The organism is Clavibacter sp. (assembly GCF_014802555.1).
Taxonomy (GTDB): domain Bacteria; phylum Actinomycetota; class Actinomycetes; order Actinomycetales; family Microbacteriaceae; genus Clavibacter; species Clavibacter sepedonicus.
On record NZ_JAAVCB010000030.1, the window covers coordinates 1 to 12,828 of the forward strand.

A 12,828-nucleotide genomic window follows, 5' to 3' on the forward strand; every position below is an offset into this window, starting at 1 on the left:
ATTACCGTGGGACATCGAGGCCTCCTGGCGATGGTTGAACTGAACAGCTCCATCAAGCCAGGAGGCCTCTTCACACGCCCCGAAGTGTCACCAACGTCATGGCCGAGTACAGCTAGAGCCGCCGCACGAGCACGTGCCCGCGCGCCATGGTGAGCCGCGTCCACGGACCCGTGCGGAAGACGGCGACCGGCGGCTCCACGTCGTCGGCCTCGGCGTCGCCGTCCGGATCCGGCCCGAGGAACCCCAGGCTGTAGGCCGCGAACGCCCCGCCGCCGACGACGTCGGGAGCGCCGTCAACTGGGCGTCCCCACACCTCTCCGCGCACGCGCGTGACGATCTGCTCGCCGATCCCCGACGGGACGGCCGCGGCCACCTCGTCGATCCCGGCCCGCGCTGCCGCGCGCAGGGAAGCGGTGGGCACGTCCGCGACGCGTTCCCACCCGGCGCGCGGTGGCGAGATCCCCGCCCACGGCGCGGTGGCGGTGTCCGGCGGCACGAGCACGCCGACGGGCTCGCCCGGGGATCCGGTCGCCGGCCCCTCGAGGCGCGCGAGCCGGTCGAGGAGCGCGCGGATCGGCACCACGCTGTCCACGGGGGCCTGCGTCTCGGCCGCGAAGGTGCGGAGGCCGAGCACGGTGGGCGACCGGTCGAGGAGGCCGGCGGGCTGGAGGACCGACGTGTACACGGCGAGGACCCCACCGGATCCGATGAGCCGCACGGCCCCGTCGTCGACGCGGGCGGAGCGCCCGAGGAAGGTCTGCAGATCGCCGAGGGCGAGGGCGTCCCGGAGGGCGAAGGAGGGCGTCATGGCGTGTCTAAGCTACTGGATGCGCCTCTGCGATCCGCCGGGCGCCCGGCCACCCGAGGCCGGCCCGCCACGCGGAGGACCCATGACCGACCACGCATCCGACATCCCGGACGACGGCCCGCTCGCCGGCCTCCTCACCGCCCTCGACCCCACCGACACGGGTGCGCGCACGAGCGAGGACATCTCCACCGGACCGTCGCAGTGGATGCCCATGGGTCGCGTCTTCGGGGGCCAGGTGCTCGCCCAGTCCCTCGTCGCGGCGATGCGGACGACGGATCCCGAGCGCCGCCCGCACAGCATGCACGGCTACTTCCTGCGGCCCGGCGACGTCACGAAGCCCATCACGTTCTCGGTCGATCGGATCCACGACGGCCGCTCGTTCTCCACCCGCCGCACGCAGGCGTACCAGGACGGCCGCCCGATCCTCTCGATGATCGCGTCGTTCCAGGACGCGGACGAGGGCCTCGAGCACCAGGCCCCCATGCCCGAGGGTATCCCCGAGCCGGAGTCGCTGCCGAGCGCACGCGACGTGCTGTCCCGCATCGACCACCCGGTCGCCGCGCACTGGGCCAACGACCGCCCCTTCGACATGCGCCACGTCGAGCAGCCCGTCTACTTCGGCGCAGCCCCGGAGCGCGTCGCGCACCAGGCCGTGTGGATCCGCGCGATCGGCCGCCTCCCCGACGACCCCGCCGTGCACCTGGCGTCGCTCGCCTACGCGAGCGACTACTCCATCCTCGAGTCCATCTACCGCCGGCACGGCCTCTCGTGGGCGACGCCCGGGATCAAGGCGGCGAGCCTCGACCACGCGATGTGGTTCCACCGCTTCGGCCGCGCCGACGAGTGGATGCTCTACGTGCAGGAGTCGACGAGCGCTCAGGGTGGCCGTGGCCTGTCGCTCGGCCGCATCTACTCGCGCGACGGCGTGCTGCTGGCGAGCGTGGCCCAGGAGGGCATGGTGCGGGTGCCGCTCGCGGACCGCGCCTGACCGGCCCGCTCAGCCGCGACGGCTGAAAGCCACCGGCTCCTCGAGGTAGGTCGACCAGGCGGCGCGCTCGTCCTCGGTGATGCGCCGCGGGCGCCCCGTGGCGGCGTCGACGAGCACGATCGTCGTGGAGGCGCGCGCGTACAACGCGGCCGGCTCGACGCCTGCCGGCGTCCGCACCTCGTAGCACGCCTCGAAGCTGGACCCGCCGAGCCGCCCCAGCCACACCTGCACGTCGAGCGGACGCCGCCCGTAGGAGATGGGCAGCAGGTACTCGATCTCCTGACGCGCGATCAGGGTCATGGTCGCCGCGCCCGCCGACGCGTCGATGAGCGCGAGCCCCGCGTCCTCGCCGTCGTCCTCGCCCTGCCAGAAGGCGCGGACGCGCGCCTCCTCCAGGAGCCGCAGGACCTCGACGTTGTTGACGTGGTCGTAGGCGTCGAGGTCCGCCCACCTCAGGTGGATCGGGACGTGGACCCGGGTCACGGATCAGTCCCGGGTCAGCTTGCGGTACGCGGAGCGGTGGGGCTTCGCGGCGTCCGCGCCCAGGCGCTCGATCTTGTTCTGCTCGTACGACTCGAAGTTGCCCTCGAACCAGTACCAGTTGGCCGGTTCCTCCTCCGTGCCCTCGTAGGAGAGGATGTGCGTCGCGATCCGGTCGAGGAACCACCGATCGTGGGTGATGACCACGGCGCAGCCGGGGAACTCGAGGAGCGCGTTCTCGAGGCTGCCGAGCGTCTCGACGTCCAGGTCGTTGGTGGGCTCGTCGAGCAGCAGCAGGTTGCCGCCCTGCTTGAGCGTGAGCGCGAGGTTCAGGCGGTTGCGCTCACCACCGGAGAGGATGCCGGCCTTCTTCTGCTGGTCGGGGCCCTTGAACCCGAAGGTGGAGACGTAGGCGCGTGCGGGCACCTCCTGCTTGCCGACCTGGATGTAGTCCTGCCCGTCGGAGACGACCTCGAAGAGCGACTTCTCGGGGTCGATGCCACCGCGGCTCTGGTCGACGTAGGAGATGTCGACGGTGTCGCCGACCTTCAGCTCGCCGGAGTCGAGCGGCTCGAAGCCGACGATGGTCTTGAACAGCGTCGTCTTGCCGACGCCGTTCGGGCCGATGACGCCGACGATGCCGTTGCGCGGCAGCGTGAAGGAGAGGTCGTCGATGAGGACCCGCTCGCCGAACTGCTTGTGCAGCTTGTCCGCGTCTATGACCTGCGAGCCGAGGCGCGGACCCACGGGGATCTGGATCTCCTCGAAGTCGAGCTTCCTCGTGCGCTCCGCCTCGGTCACCATCTCCTCGTAGCGCGCGAGGCGCGCCTTGGACTTCGCCTGGCGGCCCTTCGCGTTGCTGCGCACCCAGTCGAGCTCCTCGGCGAGGCGCTTGGAGAGCTTCGCGTCCTTCTTGCCCTGGACGCTGAGGCGCTCCTGCTTCTTCTCGAGGTAGGTCGAGTAGTTGCCCTCGTAGGGGTAGAGGCGTCCCCGGTCGACCTCGGCGATCCACTCGGCCACGTGGTCGAGGAAGTACCGGTCGTGGGTAACGGCGAGGACGGCGCCGGGGTACTTGGAGAGGTGCTGCTCGAGCCAGAGCACACTCTCGGCGTCGAGGTGGTTGGTGGGCTCGTCGAGGAGCAGCAGGTCGGGCTTCTGGAGCAGCAGCTTGCAGAGCGCCACGCGGCGCTTCTCGCCGCCGGAGAGGTTCGCGACCGAGGCATCCCCCGGCGGGGTGCGGAGCGCGTCCATCGCCTGCTCGAGCTGCGAGTCGAGCTCCCAGCCGTCGGCGGCGTCGATGGCCTCCTGCAGCGTGCCCATCTCGGCGAGCAGCGTGTCGAAGTCCGCATCCGGCTCGGCCATGGCCGCGGCGATCTCGTTGTAGCGGTCGACCTGCGCCTTCAGCGGGCCGACGCCCTCCTGGACGTTCTCGAGCACGGTCTTCGACTCGTCGAGCTCGGGCTCCTGCATGAGGATGCCGACCGAGTAGCCGGGCGAGAGCTTGGCCTCGCCGTTGCTGGGGGTGTCGAGGCCCGCCATGATCTTGAGGATCGTCGACTTGCCCGCGCCGTTCGGCCCGACGACGCCGATCTTCGCGCCGGGGATGAACGACATGGTGACGTCGTCGAGGATCAGCTTGTCGCCGACCGACTTCCGGGCGCGGACCATCGAGTAGATGTATTCAGCCATGGGCACGAGTCTATTCAGTGCGGCAGCCGCCGGATGCCGCGCCGGGAGGCACCGGCGCCGCCGTCACCAGTCGATCATGCGCGTCTGGCCGACGAGGCAGCGGCCGGACGAGAGCGCCGGCTCCACGTGGGCGCTGAACCCGTCTCGCGCGCGCTGCCCGATGAGGCAGGCGTCCGGCATGTGCACGGCCACGAGGATCGAGTCGACCGCGTTGCCGAGGGGCGTCGCGTCTGCCGTGACCTCCATGCGGTCCTTCGGGAAGCCGACCGCCACGAGGGCATCGACGAGCGCGCGGCCCTGCGCGTCCGCGTCCGCCGCGACGACGGCTCCGGCGGCCGCCTCGAAGGCCGGCAGGTTGCCCTTGGCCGTGCCGTCCGGGTCGACGGGCGCGACGGTCGGGGAGGCGGGCGCAGCGCCGGGCGCGGCGGTCGCCGTGACGGCGGCGGGCGTCGGCTCGGGTGCCGTCGACGTCTGCGTGCAGGCCGACAGGAGCAGGGCGACGAGGAGCGCCGGCGCCAGGAGGGCGCGGGAGACGCGGATCACGCGGCGGACTCGTCGGCGCAGGCCGTGTCGTCGTCGCGGTCGGGTGCCGGGGGGATGGCGAGGTCGTCGCCGCGGGCGCTCCCCTGGCCGTCGTCGAGGGAGGATGCGCTCATGCTGGCGAGGATATCCCGCGCGATGTCCTCGAGCTGCGCGGTCTGATCCGCGGTCAGCGGGTCGAACACCGTGCGGAGCACCTCCTCCGCGTGCCCGGGGGCCGCCGCCTCGAGGGTCGCCCGACCCTGGTCCGTGAGCTCGGCGAGGAGGCTCCGACCGTCGTGCGGCGACCGCGTGCGACGGACCCAGCCCAGCTGCTCCAACCGGGTGACGGCGTGCGAGGTCCGGCTCGCGGAGGCCTGGAGCGCCCGGGCCAGCACGCTCATCGGGAGCGCCACGTCCTCCGCCTCCGACAGGCGGACGAGGATCATGTAGTACGCATGCGGCATCCCCGAGTCCCGGAGGAGCTGCCGCTCGATGCGCTCGGTGACGTGGTTCAGGGCGACGATGACCGTCCGCCAGGCTCGCTGCTGATCCGGCTCGAGCCACCGGGGGGATCCGCTCATGGTGCGATCCTAGGCTCCGCCGAGACCGGGACGACCGTCCCTGCCCCGCTGTGGGCGAGCACCGCCTCGGCGACGAGCTCGGTCGCGTCGTCCTCGGGGCGGGCGCCCCGACGCGGGACGACCCGGCACCGGTGCAGACCACGAGGACGGCGCCGCCCTCCGCGGCGCCCGCGGCGCCGGATCCGACGAGGAGGCTCGCGACCTCCCACCCCTCGACCGTGCGGATGCCCCGCGGACGGCAGGTCACCATCCCCCGCAGCACTACGCGCGCCCCGCGCCCGCTCCGATCGCGCTCGCGTCCCCCGCCCCCGTCGCCCACCTGGCCGCCCCTCCCCGCGACCACGTGGCCGCCGACGCAGGATGCGCCGCCGGAGGTGCGGCGCGGGGACGCCGAGCGGGTCCCGGGCGCGACGCGGAGCGCGCGCGCCTGGGGAGGGACGGCGGGGGCTCAGTGCTCAGTGAAGCGGAGGTCGTCGTCCCGGCCCGCCCGGAGCGCGGCCTTCGCGATCTCGAGCGTCGGGTATGCGCCGGCCACGACGCCGCGGTGCAGCGACCGCACCTCGTATCCGTCGTCGTGCGAGTGGATGGAGGCGATCGCCCCCGTGGCCCCGAAGGCCACCCATGTCTTGCCCGCGGTCCGCGGGACCCCGTTCGTACGGGTCGTGCTTGTGCTGGTGGTCATGGACATCGTCGTCGCCTCTCCTCCCCGGGCTCCGTCGCCCGGACGTCCCGATGGTACGCCGAGGCCCCGCGGCCGTACAGGCCGCGGGGCGTCGGGGAGCGGTGGATCAGGCGGCGCGCACGTACTGCGCGAACGACTTCCGCACCTTGTTCACCTTGGGCACGGCGACCGCGTTGCAGTAGCCCTGGCCCGGGTTCTTGGCGAAGAAGTCCTGGTGGTAGTCCTCTGCGTCGTGCCAGGTGCCGAGCGGCTCGATCGTCGTGACGGGCGTGCCGTCCAACAGGTCGCCGGCGCGGGCGATCGCGTCGCGGAAGAGCTGCTCCTGCTCGGCGTCCGCGGGGAACATGGCCGAGCGGTACTGGGTGCCGACGTCGGCGCCCTGGCGGTTGAGCTGGCGCGGGTCGTGCAGCGTGAAGAACACGTCGAGGATGACGTCCGCGGGGATGACCTCCTCGTCGAAGACCACCTTCACCGCCTCGGCGTGCCCGGTCGCGCCCGTGCACACGGCGTCGTAGGAGGGGTGGGCGGTGTGGCCGCCGATGTAGCCGGAGATGACGTCCTGGACGCCGTCGAGCGTGCGGTAGACCGCATCGAGGCACCAGAAGCAGCCGCCGGCGAGGATGAATGTCTGCATGAGAGATGAACCTACTTCCCGTCGATGCGCGCGAGGTCCGCGGCGGTCGACATGGGAGGGAACCGTCACGCACCGCCGCCCATTCCGCACCGGCCCGATGTCGGTGGTCGCCCGTAGCTTCGGGGACATCAGGACACCGCCGGGCCGGCGGCGCACGGACGGAGGACACCATGCCCAGCATCACCTACCCCCCCCTGGCGCGCTCGGCAGCCCAGGTCCGCGAGCTGCACGACGGCCTGCTGCGCGTCACCCGGCCGGACGGCGCGGTGCTCGGCTACGTCGAGCGCATGCACGATCCGCAGGGCGAGCGCTTCCGCGCCAAGCGCCTGCGCCGGGACGCGCAGGGGTTCGTCCCGCTGGGCGACTTCTGGTCGCTGCAGGACGCGGTCGACTGCCTCCGGTTCTGACGGTCGTCCGCCCGCGAGCACGCGAGGCGACGCGCCCGCCCGGCCTCCCGGATCCGGCTCGGACCCCGGGGTACGGTCGCCGCATGCAGTGGTGGAATGATCTCCTCGATGCCCTCGCGTCCGAGCGGGGCACGCAGCTCCTCTCCGGCGTCGTCGTCCCCTTCGTGGCTATCGTGGTGGCCGGCGTGCTCGCCGCCGTCATCGCGCGCGGCGCCACGCAGCGGATCCTCACCCGGCACGACCGCGAGGTGAAGGCGGCCGCCATCGGCGTCCTCGTGGACGCGGCCCGCCAGGCCTCCGTCTGGGACGGCCTCACGGCGCAGGAGCGCGTGCTCGCCGACCGCGCAGCCGGCGAGGCCGACATCCGCATCCGACTCCTGCCGGTCAAGGGCGCGGCGACCGCCGCCACCTGGGCCGCTCACGAGATCACCGAGTTCAAGCGCGGCAGCGGCAGCTTCGGCTTCCAGTTCGACGCGCAGCTCGCCGAGTTCCGCGACCGCATGGTCGAGTGGCAGCACCACCCCGGCCGCGCCCGCAAGATCTTCCAGGGCGACATCTCGCGCTGGCAGTTCGAGGACGACCAGCCGGCCGCGGACAGCGCCGCGACCCGGCCTCAGACGCACCAGGCCGAGACGACCGCCGTCGCGCCGGTGCCCGTTCCGTGGCGCAGCGGCTCCGACGACCAGCCCGCCGCCGAGCGCCGCGTCGAGTCCCCGGACGAGCAGTACAGCCCTCCCGTGCCGTCGTCGGCCGCCGCCAACTCGCGCACCGCGGAGGGCGAACGCCGCTGACGCGCCGCCCACAGGCACATGACGACGCCCCGCACCTCCGATGAGGTGCGGGGCGTCGAGGCGCCGGGCAGGCGGATCAGGCCGGATCACTTCCACCAGTCGTCGAACATGCTGGCGGGGACGCGGCGCTTGTGCTCCGTGCTCGCATAGCGGGCCTCGATGGCCTCGGCCACCTCGTCGTCGACGTCGCGGCCCTCGAGGAAGTCGTCGATGTCGGCGTAGGTGAGGCCGAGGTTGGCCTCGTCGGTCTGGCCGGGGGTCTCGTCCAGCAGATCGGCGGTGGGCGCCTTGAGGTAGAGCCGCTCCGGCGCGCCGAGGCGCTCGAGCAGTGCGCGGCCCTGGCGCTTGGTGAGCCCCGTCAGCGGGAGCACGTCCGCGCCTCCGTCGCCGTACTTCGTGAAGAAGCCCGTGACGGCCTCGGCCGCGTGGTCCGTGCCGATCACCAGGAGGCGGGCCTGGCCGGCCAGCGCGTACTGCGCGATCATGCGGGAGCGCGCCTTGACGTTGCCCTTGGTGAAGTCGGTCATCGCGTGACCGGCGGCGTCGGCGTACTCCGCCTGGAAGCCGTCGACGGCCCGCTTGATGTCGAAGACGACGCTCGACTTCGGCTGGATGAAGGAGAGCGCCAGCTGCGCGTCCTCCTCGTCGGCCTGCACGCCGTACGGCAGGCGGACGGCGACGAACTCCGCGAGGAGCCCCTCGGCGGCGAGCTCCTCGACCGCCAGCTGGGCGAGCCGTCCGGCGAGAGAGGAGTCCTGCCCGCCGCTCACGCCGAGGACGAAGCCCTCGGCGCCGGTGGACCGGAGGTAGGCCTTGAGGAAGTCGACGCGCTTCCGGACCTCGTCGGCGGGATCGATGGTCGGACGCACCTCGAGGGCGTCGATGATCTGTGACTGGATGTCGCGCATGCGTCGAATCTACGGCCGATCCCGCCCATCCGACAGACGGTCCCCCCGGCGCGACTCGAACGCGCAACCGTCGGATTAGAAGGCCGATGCTCTATCCATTGAGCTACGGGGGGTCGAGACAAGGGTACTACGCGGGATCCTCGCGACCCGGGGCCCCCGCAGGACCGCTCGGCGGGGTCCCGTCCATGGCACGCACCACCGCCTGGAGCACCTGCGGCGCGGTCGGCACGCCCTCGGCAGGGAGCACCTCGAAGTGACCGGCGCGCACGAGGATCGTCGGCGTCGAGCGGATGCCCTCGGCCTCGGCGCGGTCGGGATGCGTCGCCACGTCGAGCTCCTCGACCGGGAGCCACGGCAGGAGCCGCTGCACCTCCGCGAGGGTGCGCCGGGTCGTATGGCACGGCACGCAGAAGAGGAGAGGAGAACATGACGACGCGCACGCCCTCCGATCCGGCGGGCGCGGCGTCCGCCGCGGGCAGGCCCTCTCCGGAGGTCAGGAGAGGAACGCCGCGACGGCGGCGACGATCGACACGAGGGCGAGCAGCAGCGAGACCGACACCAGCACGAGGTGCACCGTGAAGAACGGGGTGCGCGACCCGTCGGCGTTGCGGGCACGGGGATCCTTCGCGACGCGCTTGAGGAACTGCGGCCAGACGACGACGTTCCAGACGCCGTTGACGATGAGGAGGACGGCGAGGAGGGTGATCACTCCACCATGGTAGGCGGCGCATCGGGGCGGCCCGCCCCCCCCGATAGGATCGGGGGATGGGCAACAACGCGGACCGGCTGGTGTGGATCGACTGCGAGATGACGGGGCTCGACCTCGCGATCGACGAGCTGGTGGAGGTCGCGGTGGTCGTCACCGACTTCGACCTCGTCCCCGTCGACGCCGGCTTCACGATCGTGATCAACCCCGATCCCGCCGCGCTCGCCAACATGGGCGAGTTCGTCACCGAGATGCACCGCTCCTCGGGGCTGCTCGACGAGATCCCCGCGGGCGTGAGCCTCGCCGACGCCGAGTTCGCGGTGCTCGAGTACCTGCTGCAACACGTGCCGAACGGCGGCAAGGCCCCCATCGCGGGCAACACCATCGGCACCGACCGCGCGTTCCTCGCGAAGTACATGCCCCGCGTCGACGCCCACCTCCACTACCGCAGCGTCGACGTCTCCTCCATCAAGGTGCTCGCCAAGGAGTGGTTCCCGCGGATCTACTTCAACTCCCCCGAGAAGAACGGCGGGCACCGCGCCCTCGCCGACATCCTCGAGTCGATCCGCGAGCTCGAGTACTACCGCCGCGCGGCCTTCGTCCCGGCCCCCGGCCCCCCGACCGACGACGTCCAGGCCATCTCCGCGGACGTCACGTCCGCCTGGGCCTCGCGGCTGTAGTATCCTCGTCATGGCCGTCCGCGAGAGCGGGATCGGCCGCATGGTGGGCGTAGCTCAGTTGGCAGAGCGCTGGCTTGTGGAGCCGGAAGTCGCGGGTTCGAGCCCCGTCGTCCACCCCACCGGGAAGGGCCGGGATCCGAGAGGGTCCCGGCCCTTCCGCTTCGCGCGCACGCCGACGACGCCCGACGCCCGTCGCCTGTGCGAGGCTGAGTCCGTGCTGCACCTCGACCCCGACGACTTCGAGCGACTGGTGGTGGACAAGCTCGACGACCTGCCGGACGAGATGGTGGACGGGCTCGACAACGTCGTCTTCGTCGTCGAGGACCGGCCCGAGGACGGGACGCTCGACCTCCTCGGCCTCTACGACGGCGTCGCCATGACCGAGCGCGGGCAGTACGGGTTCGGCGAGATGCCGGACCGCATCGTCGTCTACCGCGAGCCGCACCTGCATGAGGCCGAGGACATGGACGCTCTACGGGACCTCGTCCACGTGACGCTCGTGCACGAGATCGCGCACTTCCACGGCATCGACGACGACCGGCTGCACGAGCTCGGCTGGGCCTGAGCCTCGGGCAGGCGTGGACCTCGGGCAGGCCCGAGCCTCTGCCGGGCGTGGGCTTCGGCTCGGCCCGACGAGGCTCCGCCCGGACACACGACGACCCCGGGTGCCGCATCGCGGGCCGGGGTCGTGGGCGGCGCCTCAGGCGCCGAGGGGTGCGGGGATCAGAGCTCGAGGGACTCGTCGTCGCCCTCGCCGAGGACGTCGTCGCTGCCGTCGACCACGTACGTGTACGTCACGCGCTGCTCGCCCGCGATCTCGGACACGGCACCGGCGCGGTACTGGAAGAGCGACTCCTTGCCCTCGACGGCGGACATCGTGCTGATGGTCTCGTCGTGCTGGCCGTCGACGAGGACGCGGGTCTCGGTGGTTCCCTCGAGGGGGCCGTCGGCGAAGACGGCGAGGTAGCGGACGTCGGACGGTGCGGAATCGGTCATGGCCTCAGGCTACCCGGCTGCCGCCACGGCGTCCGTGCGGACGACGACGTCGGCCAGGGCGCGCGGATCCTCCCGGGCCACGTGCGCGCGCCACTGCGCATCCCAGCGCTCCCACTCCACGGCGAAGGACTCGCCGTCGCGAGCGATGGCGCGACCTCGGCGCACGGCGTCGTCGGCCTCGACCCAGATGCGGTGCGTGGCGAGGCCCGCGGCAGCCCGGGTCAGGGATCCGCAGCCCTCGACCACGAGCGGTCGTGCCGGATCCAGGTCGTGCCACTCCGCGGGCGCGCCGGCGACCCAGTCCCAGCGGCGCCACCGGGGGCGCCCGCCCGGGCGCATCCCCGGGAGCACGTGCCGCTCGAGGTGCCGGGACGCCGCCTCGAGGCCGTCCCAGCCGGGGTAGACGTCGTCGAGCCGGAGGAGCTGGGCGCCCGGCGGCAGCCCCGCGTCCGCATCGCCGTCCCGGACGAGGGAGTCCGCGAGGGTCGACTTGCCGGAGCCGGACGGGCCGTCGACGAGGACGAGCGCGGGGCGCCGCTCCCCCGCGTCAGGCCGCAACGGAGCCCCAGGTCCCGGCCGTGACGGCGGCCGCCACCGCGCTGGCGGCGACGAGCAGGGCGACGGCCAGGACGAGCGCCTCCCGCCGACCGACGACGCTGGGGCGGGCCCAGGTGCGAGCGGTGGCGCCGCCGAAGCCGCGGGCCTCCATCGCGGTGGCCAGCTTGCTGCCGCGCCGGATCGAGAGCACGAGGAGCGCGAAGGCCTGGCCGGCGAACCGGCGGATCCGGCCGCGGTCGGCCACGCCCCGCGCACGTCGCGCCAGCTCGAGCGAGCGCCAGTCGTCGAGGAGCAGCCCGACGAGCCGCACGCCCGCGAGCGCGCCGAGCACGAAGCGGGACGGCAGGCGCGCGACCTGCGCGAGGCCGTCGGCGAGGTCCGTGGGATCCACGTCCGTGAAGAGCACGAGCGACGCGACGCCGATGGCCAGCACGCGCAGGGTCGTCGCGACCGCGAGCAGCACCGAGTCCTCGCTGACCACCACGAGCAGGAACTGCGCGTACACGTCGCCGGACGTGCGGCCGTAGAGCAGGATCGTGAGGCCCGCGGCGGGCGCGGCGATCCAGACGGGGATGCCGCGGACCAGGAATGCGCGCGGGCGGATGCCCGCGAACGGCAGGAGCAGCAGCTCGAGCAGCAGCGCCGTGCCCGCGGAGACGGCGTCGAGACTCAGCACGAGGACGAGCGTCAGCACGAGCGCGGCCGCGAGCCGGGCCACGGGGTTGACGGCGGCGAGGCCCGTCGCGCGGGCGGCGGGGACGACCGGGGGCACGGCAACGCTCATCGCACGGCCTCGAGGCGGGCGGTTCCGCCCGGCACGGCGTCGAGGCGGAGGACCTCGTCCGCCAGCGCGCGGACGAGGTCGGCGTCGTGGGTGACGGCGAGGACGCCCACGCCCTCGCGGTCGACGAGGTCGGCGAGGAGCGCGACGAGCTCGGCCCAGGTGCGGGCGTCCTGCCCGAACGTGGGTTCGTCGAGGACGAGGAGGCGCGGGGCGGTCGCCAGGGCGGTCGCGACGGAGAGGCGCCGCTTCTCGCCCCCGGAGAGGGTGAAGGGGTTCGCCTCCGCGAGGCCGTCGAGGCGGAGGCGCACGAGCAGCTCGTCGACGCGACGGGCGGCCTCGGCGGGATCCATGCCCACGGCGCGCGGACCGACCCCGAGCTCGGCGCGCACGGTGCCGGCGAGGAACTGGTGCTCCGGATCCTGGAACACCGTGCCGATGCGCGCCGCCAGCTCGCGCGAGCGCCAGGCGGCCGGATCCGCGCCGAGGCCGCCGGCGAGGGCCGCCTCCGCGACGACCCGGCCGGACAGCGCGGGCAGCAGGCCGCCCAGCGTGAGCGCGAGCGTGCTCTTGCCACCGCCGTTCGGTCCGGTGAGCGCCGTGACGCGGCCCGAGGC

General features: G+C 73.0%; 19 protein-coding genes and 2 tRNA genes. 6 read left to right on the forward strand and 15 right to left on the reverse strand.

The features are described from left to right. Positions 1 to 112 precede the first annotated feature (112 nt). A complete protein-coding gene (locus tag HDR73_RS03800) occupies positions 113 to 808 on the reverse strand; it encodes a DUF8185 domain-containing protein (protein ID WP_012298920.1) in 696 nt (231 codons plus the stop codon). Positions 809 to 890: 82 nt separating this feature from the next. On the opposite strand from HDR73_RS03800, the gene HDR73_RS03805 reads away from it, so the two are divergent. Beyond that, entirely contained in the window at positions 891 to 1,796 is a 906-nt protein-coding gene (locus tag HDR73_RS03805; RefSeq protein ID WP_012298919.1) for an acyl-CoA thioesterase, read from the forward strand. Positions 1,797 to 1,805: 9 nt separating this feature from the next. On the opposite strand, the gene HDR73_RS03810 is transcribed toward HDR73_RS03805, so the two are convergent. The 6 genes from HDR73_RS03810 to msrA form a co-directional block, all read right to left on the reverse strand. Then, positions 1,806 to 2,279, reverse strand: a complete 474-nt coding sequence (locus HDR73_RS03810; RefSeq protein WP_012298918.1) for an acyl-CoA thioesterase — start codon at positions 2,277 to 2,279, stop codon at positions 1,806 to 1,808. A 3-nt stretch (positions 2,280 to 2,282) separates the two neighbouring features. After that, entirely contained in the window at positions 2,283 to 3,965 is a 1,683-nt protein-coding gene (ettA, locus tag HDR73_RS03815) for an energy-dependent translational throttle protein EttA (RefSeq protein ID WP_012298917.1), read from the reverse strand. Positions 3,966 to 4,028: 63 nt separating this feature from the next. Further along, a complete protein-coding gene (locus tag HDR73_RS03820) occupies positions 4,029 to 4,508 on the reverse strand; it encodes a DUF6993 domain-containing protein (RefSeq protein WP_012298916.1) in 480 nt (159 codons plus the stop codon). Next, positions 4,505 to 5,068 (reverse strand): MarR family winged helix-turn-helix transcriptional regulator, encoded by a 564-nt coding sequence (locus tag HDR73_RS03825; RefSeq protein WP_012298915.1) that lies wholly within the window; start codon positions 5,066 to 5,068, stop codon positions 4,505 to 4,507. Before HDR73_RS03825 ends, HDR73_RS03820 begins: the two co-directional genes overlap by 4 nt. 448 nt (positions 5,069 to 5,516) lie before the next feature. Continuing rightward, positions 5,517 to 5,750 (reverse strand): hypothetical protein, encoded by a 234-nt coding sequence (locus tag HDR73_RS03830; protein ID WP_012298914.1) that lies wholly within the window; start codon positions 5,748 to 5,750, stop codon positions 5,517 to 5,519. A gap of 106 nt (positions 5,751 to 5,856) precedes the next feature. Then, entirely contained in the window at positions 5,857 to 6,384 is a 528-nt protein-coding gene (gene msrA / locus HDR73_RS03835) for a peptide-methionine (S)-S-oxide reductase MsrA (RefSeq protein ID WP_012298913.1), read from the reverse strand. Positions 6,385 to 6,554: 170 nt separating this feature from the next. Between msrA and HDR73_RS03840 the strand changes: the two genes are divergently transcribed. Beyond that, positions 6,555 to 6,791, forward strand: coding sequence for a hypothetical protein (locus HDR73_RS03840; RefSeq protein WP_012298912.1), 237 nt, complete (start codon positions 6,555 to 6,557; stop codon positions 6,789 to 6,791). 83 nt (positions 6,792 to 6,874) lie between these two features. Next, complete coding sequence (locus tag HDR73_RS03845; protein WP_012298911.1) at positions 6,875 to 7,582, forward strand: hypothetical protein; 708 nt, start codon at positions 6,875 to 6,877, stop codon at positions 7,580 to 7,582. Positions 7,583 to 7,668: 86 nt separating this feature from the next. Here the strand turns inward: HDR73_RS03845 and nadE are convergent, their stop codons facing one another. From nadE to HDR73_RS03865, 4 genes are all read right to left on the reverse strand, one after another. Next, complete coding sequence (gene nadE, locus HDR73_RS03850; RefSeq protein ID WP_012298910.1) at positions 7,669 to 8,490, reverse strand: NAD(+) synthase; 822 nt, start codon at positions 8,488 to 8,490, stop codon at positions 7,669 to 7,671. A gap of 40 nt (positions 8,491 to 8,530) precedes the next feature. After that, positions 8,531 to 8,603 (reverse strand) — tRNA-Arg (locus HDR73_RS03855). Between the two features lie 14 nt (positions 8,604 to 8,617). After that, complete coding sequence (locus tag HDR73_RS03860) at positions 8,618 to 8,896, reverse strand: thioredoxin domain-containing protein (RefSeq protein ID WP_012298909.1); 279 nt, start codon at positions 8,894 to 8,896, stop codon at positions 8,618 to 8,620. A gap of 87 nt (positions 8,897 to 8,983) precedes the next feature. Then, positions 8,984 to 9,199, reverse strand: a complete 216-nt coding sequence (locus tag HDR73_RS03865) for an SCO4848 family membrane protein (protein WP_012298908.1) — start codon at positions 9,197 to 9,199, stop codon at positions 8,984 to 8,986. Positions 9,200 to 9,255: 56 nt separating this feature from the next. Here HDR73_RS03865 and orn point away from each other — a divergent pair, with 56 nt between their 5' ends. The 3 genes from orn to HDR73_RS03880 all read left to right on the forward strand — a co-directional run bounded on the left by orn (position 9,256) and on the right by HDR73_RS03880 (position 10,441). Then, positions 9,256 to 9,876, forward strand: coding sequence for an oligoribonuclease (gene orn / locus HDR73_RS03870; RefSeq protein WP_012298907.1), 621 nt, complete (start codon positions 9,256 to 9,258; stop codon positions 9,874 to 9,876). Between the two features lie 43 nt (positions 9,877 to 9,919). Next, positions 9,920 to 9,995 (forward strand) — tRNA-His (locus HDR73_RS03875). 95 nt (positions 9,996 to 10,090) lie between these two features. Further along, positions 10,091 to 10,441, forward strand: coding sequence for a metallopeptidase family protein (locus HDR73_RS03880; protein ID WP_012298906.1), 351 nt, complete (start codon positions 10,091 to 10,093; stop codon positions 10,439 to 10,441). A 158-nt stretch (positions 10,442 to 10,599) separates the two neighbouring features. Here HDR73_RS03880 and HDR73_RS03885 read toward each other — a convergent pair whose 3' ends face one another. From HDR73_RS03885 to HDR73_RS03900, 4 genes are all read right to left on the reverse strand, one after another. Beyond that, on the reverse strand, positions 10,600 to 10,872 hold the full coding sequence (locus HDR73_RS03885) for a hypothetical protein (protein ID WP_012298905.1): 273 nt from the start codon (positions 10,870 to 10,872) through the stop codon (positions 10,600 to 10,602). Between the two features lie 9 nt (positions 10,873 to 10,881). Continuing rightward, positions 10,882 to 11,430 (reverse strand): nucleoside/nucleotide kinase family protein, encoded by a 549-nt coding sequence (locus HDR73_RS03890; protein WP_012298904.1) that lies wholly within the window; start codon positions 11,428 to 11,430, stop codon positions 10,882 to 10,884. Continuing rightward, the gene (locus tag HDR73_RS03895) at positions 11,420 to 12,214 is read right to left on the reverse strand and encodes an energy-coupling factor transporter transmembrane component T family protein (RefSeq protein WP_012298903.1); all 795 of its coding nucleotides are present in this window, start codon (positions 12,212 to 12,214) and stop codon (positions 11,420 to 11,422) included. The genes HDR73_RS03890 and HDR73_RS03895 overlap by 11 nt, the downstream gene beginning before the upstream one ends. Next, a partial coding sequence (locus HDR73_RS03900) for an ABC transporter ATP-binding protein (RefSeq protein ID WP_287136239.1) occupies positions 12,211 to 12,828 on the reverse strand: 618 nt, incomplete at its 5' end. The genes HDR73_RS03895 and HDR73_RS03900, both read right to left, overlap by 4 nt.

Coding starts and splice junctions, on each gene's coding strand:
- msrA (WP_012298913.1), bottom strand. CDS start 6,384: ATGCAGACATTCATCCTCGCCGGCGGCTGCTTCTGGTGCCTCGATGCG.
- HDR73_RS03885 (WP_012298905.1), bottom strand. CDS start 10,872: ATGACCGATTCCGCACCGTCCGACGTCCGCTACCTCGCCGTCTTCGCC.
- ettA (WP_012298917.1), bottom strand. CDS start 3,965: ATGGCTGAATACATCTACTCGATGGTCCGCGCCCGGAAGTCGGTCGGC.
- HDR73_RS03840 (WP_012298912.1), top strand. CDS start 6,555: ATGCCCAGCATCACCTACCCCCCCCTGGCGCGCTCGGCAGCCCAGGTC.
- HDR73_RS03830 (WP_012298914.1), bottom strand. CDS start 5,750: ATGACCACCAGCACAAGCACGACCCGTACGAACGGGGTCCCGCGGACC.
- HDR73_RS03825 (WP_012298915.1), bottom strand. CDS start 5,068: ATGAGCGGATCCCCCCGGTGGCTCGAGCCGGATCAGCAGCGAGCCTGG.
- HDR73_RS03895 (WP_012298903.1), bottom strand. CDS start 12,214: ATGAGCGTTGCCGTGCCCCCGGTCGTCCCCGCCGCCCGCGCGACGGGC.
- nadE (WP_012298910.1), bottom strand. CDS start 8,490: ATGCGCGACATCCAGTCACAGATCATCGACGCCCTCGAGGTGCGTCCG.
- orn (WP_012298907.1), top strand. CDS start 9,256: ATGGGCAACAACGCGGACCGGCTGGTGTGGATCGACTGCGAGATGACG.
- HDR73_RS03805 (WP_012298919.1), top strand. CDS start 891: ATGACCGACCACGCATCCGACATCCCGGACGACGGCCCGCTCGCCGGC.
- HDR73_RS03800 (WP_012298920.1), bottom strand. CDS start 808: ATGACGCCCTCCTTCGCCCTCCGGGACGCCCTCGCCCTCGGCGATCTG.
- HDR73_RS03845 (WP_012298911.1), top strand. CDS start 6,875: ATGCAGTGGTGGAATGATCTCCTCGATGCCCTCGCGTCCGAGCGGGGC.